Raw genomic sequence first — 5077 nt, forward strand, 5'->3', positions numbered from 1 at the left:
AAACCAACCATCTATTGTTGCACCAACAAGATTATCTCCTAATCCTACTCGTTTGAAGTAATTATATTTGTCTATCCCATTAGCATATTTGTTTTTATGTAAAACTTGTATATTATCAGAATAAATACGTAGAAACTCATCAAATCCTAAATTTTCTAATGCTTTTCCTTTTTTAATATGCAAATTATCTTTATATGGAACTTCTTTCCCAAAAAATTTAAGTACTCTACTTACAATTAATTCAGAAGCAGTATCAGCACCAAGAAATATACTCCCAACTTCACTAGCACCAAATCTTGTTAATCCTTCACGTTGAATAGAAAAATCTACTTTACTATTAAACTTGAAATATTCATTCTTTTTGATACCAGGTAATTTACGTCCTATTTTGCTCATTTTACTTACATTAGTTTGTTTATTATCAGAATCTACGGTTGGAACAAAAGATTCTAAACCTTTAATAACTGGTTGGGTGTATAAATTTTGTTGATTCATTTTTTTTACTCCCCTATTAATTACTTGATTATTAACTATAATTTCTTGTATATTTACTTTTGCAACATTATTTTTATTCATTTTTTATCTCCTCAATTAGGTTTAATATAAATAATATAATATAACAAAGAATTATTTTTGTCAATTTATTACTATATTATTCATATTTGTTATATATATTTTTGTTTTTTTTTTAATAAAAAAATTTTTATTAAAAATAGGTTTACTTTTTAATAACAATTGCGTTATTATAAATTCTAGTAAAACCTAATTGAGGAGATAAAAAATGAAAAGAATAAAGAAAAAAATCAATAAATACCAACACAAATTAATCGTTTTAATATCAACATTAAATTTTGTAAATTCTAAGTTTAAAAAATATAATCAAAATAAAATACTCTACTATTTTAATAATAACTTAAACAACAATGGTCAAAAAAAAGCTACACTCAAAACTCTACAAAGTTATTTATACAAACTAGAAAAAGAATTTCAAGTAACTAGTAACTATTACAGACATTTAGGAGAAAATTGCGGTACTGAAATTCACTATAAACTTAGATTTTCTAAAAAAGTATGTCACTATAAAATCAATAAACATTTTAAAGACAAAAAAGAAGACAGATTCCAACAACGTGCTAACTTATATCATCAACAAACATGCACTAATAATGGGAGTCTAAAGAAAAATGGGAGTGTAGAAAAATGGGAGTGTATTAATAATAATATTAATAATAATAATAATAATAATAAGAAGAAAGAGGTAGAAAAAACAGAAAGAGAAAAGGCACAGCTAGAAAAGTACATAAAGAAGTGTGAATTCAAAGATGATAAATATCTCTCAATTTTGAATTTAGAAACAACAAAAGAAATAAAAATAGCAAAGCTAATAGAACTGAAGAAAGAAGAGAATAGAATAGAAAGAGAACAAAATAAAAGCAATAAATTAGTAGAAAAACAAAAGGAATTAGAAAAGGCATTAGAAGAGACAAAGGAAGTATTAAAAAAAGAAGGATACAATGAGAAGCAATTAGAAACAGAGATACAAAAAGCGTATGAAAAGTATAAAGACAAGCCGCACTTTATTTTAGAGAGTAGTAAATACGGCGATTTAGGGCAGATAGTAAAGAGGATTAAGAAAACAGTTGAATGCAAGAAAAAAGACCAGAAAGAAGATCAGCAGCAGATTAGAAATAATATATTTAGTATACTGATAGATCAGTTGAAGAACAAAGTAGAGGTTAAAGTTTTAGCGCCAATATTGAAAGATTATTTAAACAAACAGAGTGATTTGAAATATAGTCAAGTATTTAATAATCATTATTACTATGAGATTTTAGAGATGGTAGAGGGCAAAGAGCATTTAAAAGTAGAAGAGTATGAAAAGATTGTTGATTAAGGATTTTTTATGGATAGTGTATTAGAGCGTCTTAAAGAAAAAAAAATAGAAATTGAAAAAAAGGTAGAAAATACAACAACAAGAGAAAAGTCTCTCTTTATTAAAATAGAAAATCAAAATAACAGAATATTGTATCACTTAAAAATAATGAAGGATATGTATCGATTTGGGGTTAATAGAAGCCAAAAGAATAAATTTTTTGTTTCATTTAGAGGATTATTCAATCAAGAAAAGATAGAATCATTTCATTTATTTTCTCTAAAAGAAGGAGATAAATTTTTAGGAATATTTTACGGTTCCAGGAAACCAATAAAAAATGTAGTTAGAAAGTATGAAGAAAATGGTATTATGAAAACGTCTACGTTTTCTAGAATACATTATATAGAATTTAGATTTAAAAAGGGAAGTGTATTTTGTTATTTAAGAGGATTTTCTTATTTAGTTAGAAAAGATAAAGCAGATTCAAAATATACTAAAACTTATATTGCAATACTTGAAACTTTAGAAAAACAAGTACATGAATTTTACAATAAAAAATTACCAAATGGAGGTATTATAAAAAAATGGATATCAAAAAACCTAAAGTAATAACAATTGCATCGATTAAAGGTGGTGTTGGGAAAAGTACGACTTGTTTAGCCTTTGCATTTTTACTATCCAGAACAAATAAAGTCTTAATCATAGATATGGATACTCAAGCATCGGTTACAAGCTATTATCAAGATAAAATACATGAGAACGATATAGATTTAAAAAATAGTAATATATATGAAGTTTTGGTTAATGAATTAGAAATTCAAAAAGCAGTTGTAAATCTTGATGATAACTTATTTTTAATACCAAGCTATTTAAGTTTACATAAACTTAATGAAGATACAATTGAATTTAAAGAATTATTACTTAAATCTATTTTAGCATGTTTTTGTAATAATTATGATTATATAATATTAGATACGGCACCCAGTTTTGATTTTATATCTAAAAACGCGTTATTAAGTAGTGATTGTATTATTGTTCCAATAATAGCAGAAAAATGGGCTGTAGAATGTTTAGATTTGTTTGATTTTTTCTTAGGTAAGTTAGGATTAAATCTACCTGTATTTTTACTTATAACAAGATTTAAAAAAAATAATACACATAAAGAATTTTTAAATTTAGTTAAGGATAGAAAAAATTTTTTAGGTATTATTTCAGAAAGAGAGGATTTGAATAGAGCTATAGCAAGCAATTCTACTTTTTCTTTAAAAAAAGATTATATTCATGAATATGAAAATGCTGTTAGTAAATTTTTAAGTGGAATTTAAAATTGTTTTAAGAAGTTTATTTAAAACTTTTAGTTATCCCAATTTGGGATAACTAAATAGTATTATTTATAACTTAAGGAGATATAAGGAGATAATTATGATAGTAAAGGTAAATAAAAGAAATTTAGAGAAAGTTGAGAATAATCAACGAGAATATTATGAAAATTTGAAAAGTAAATTAGTTAATAATTTTAGAAGAGAAATCTTTCATAAGATAGAAATTATTAAAATTTTAAAGGAAATAAAAGATAACGAATATTATAAGTTGGACGGATACAATAGTTTCAATTCATTTGCAAAAAATTATAGAATTGCACGAACTCAAGTATATGATTATATTAGAATAGGAAATGCAATAGAAGAAGGACTATTAGAAGAACAATTTGTTATTGAAAATGGGCTTGTCAATTCTTTATTGGCTTTGAGAGATAAAGATGGGATTAAGGTTAAAAAATCCAAAAAAAATCCAATAAAACCTCTGCGTTTTCAACTTAAAAGACAAGATAGTTATGATTTTTATAAAAAAAATGCTAAATTTACTGGTTTTTTAATGGATCAATTATTTCAATCTAAAAAAGATTTAATAGAAGAATTTTTAAAGGAATTTAAACGTTTAAGAGGTTAAGTGTAATAATTATTGATAAATAATTAAACATATAAATTTAAGTTGATTTTATTTTATATTTAGTGTACGATAACCATCGTTGATAGTAGTATTCTTCATTTTGGTACTACCTTCAGTTAGGTTCGTGCTAATCAAAGTATCAGAGCTTATTTAAAGGTTCATCGAAGAGTTTTTAATTAAGCTCTGAATTTTTATATTCAACTTTAGTAATCCAATGTTTCATTATTTTTATAGAAATTTTATAAATGGTTGACAAAAATAATTCTTTGTTATATTATATTATTTATATTAAACCTAATTGAGGAGATAAAAAATGAATAAAAATAATAATATGATAAAAAATCAATCAACAAATACAGTAGATGTAATAATAGATAAAATGAATTCAAGTAATATTGCAGAAGTATGGGAAACATACAAGATTATGCATAATCTTAAAAAGATAGATGCTTATTCAGAACGAGAAATTTTAACTTTATTACAAGTAAACAAATTAAATCCATTTAAGAAGGAAGCATACGTAATACCGTTCAATGGTCGTTATACAGTTGTAGTAGCATATCAAACATTGCTTATACGTGCATATGAAGCTGGATATAGTAAGTATGATCTTGACTTTGAAGAAAAATTGGTTAAATCAATTAAGATTGATTCTAAAGGTAATAAGGTGATACAAGAAGATTGGCAGTGTACAGCTGTTTTCAAATCAGATGATGGTAATCGTTATAGTTTTTCTGTTTTACTTAGTGAATATTTTAAGAACACACCTATTTGGAGAGAAAAGCCAGTATTCATGTTAAGAAAATGTGCTGTAAGTTGTTTATGTAGAACTTTACCAGGTTCAGGACTTGAGAGCATGCCATATATAAGAGAAGAATTAGAGGATATGGGTACTGTATTACAACAAGAATTACAAAGATCGGAAGAAATAAATAATTCAACACCTGAAGCAACAATTGAAATACAATCTGTTAATCATAATTCTGGAGAAGATATAAATAAATCTGTTCCTACTAAGTATTATTGTTATCAAAACTTACTAATAGCATCAAGAAATATGTATAGGTTTTTAAGTGATAAACCATTTAGTAGTTTGTCAGAAATAAACGATTATCTTGAGTCTGTTAAAGCGGGAGATGATTCTAAATTACTTGAATACTTTGATAAAAATAAAACGTTAAAGAGTATTGAGTATTGGTGTAATTTAATTAAAGAATACTTTACTAAAAGTAGTAGGGATTTAAGTAATCTTGA

5 protein-coding genes and 1 pseudogene are annotated in these 5077 nt (G+C 24.8%); 5 read left to right on the plus strand and 1 reads right to left on the minus strand.

Annotation, left to right across the window (positions count from 1 at the left end; translation table 11 throughout):
• Positions 1-576: pseudogene (locus U880_RS0101695) on the minus strand (DUF244 domain-containing protein); the annotation flags it as partial.
• Positions 577-781: 205 nt separating this feature from the next.
• On the opposite strand from U880_RS0101695, the gene U880_RS0101700 reads away from it, so the two are divergent.
• From U880_RS0101700 to U880_RS0101720, 5 genes are all read left to right on the plus strand, one after another.
• On the plus strand, positions 782-1894 hold the full coding sequence (locus U880_RS0101700) for a plasmid maintenance protein (RefSeq protein WP_024654512.1): 1113 nt from the start codon (positions 782-784) through the stop codon (positions 1892-1894).
• A 9-nt stretch (positions 1895-1903) separates the two neighbouring features.
• Positions 1904-2482: a DUF226 domain-containing protein gene (locus U880_RS0101705; protein ID WP_024654513.1), complete on the plus strand. Its 579-nt coding sequence runs from the start codon at positions 1904-1906 to the stop codon at positions 2480-2482.
• Positions 2458-3198, plus strand: a complete 741-nt coding sequence (locus U880_RS0101710) for a ParA family protein (protein WP_024654514.1) — start codon at positions 2458-2460, stop codon at positions 3196-3198. Before U880_RS0101705 ends, U880_RS0101710 begins: the two co-directional genes overlap by 25 nt.
• A gap of 97 nt (positions 3199-3295) precedes the next feature.
• Complete coding sequence (locus U880_RS0101715; RefSeq protein WP_024654515.1) at positions 3296-3823, plus strand: chromosome replication/partitioning protein; 528 nt, start codon at positions 3296-3298, stop codon at positions 3821-3823.
• Between the two features lie 313 nt (positions 3824-4136).
• Positions 4137-5077 (plus strand): recombinase RecT (locus tag U880_RS0101720; protein WP_024654516.1); only part of this gene is annotated, 941 nt, incomplete at its 3' end.

It is taken from the genome of Borrelia hispanica CRI (assembly GCF_000500065.1).
Taxonomy (GTDB): Bacteria; Spirochaetota; Spirochaetia; order Borreliales; family Borreliaceae; genus Borrelia; species Borrelia hispanica.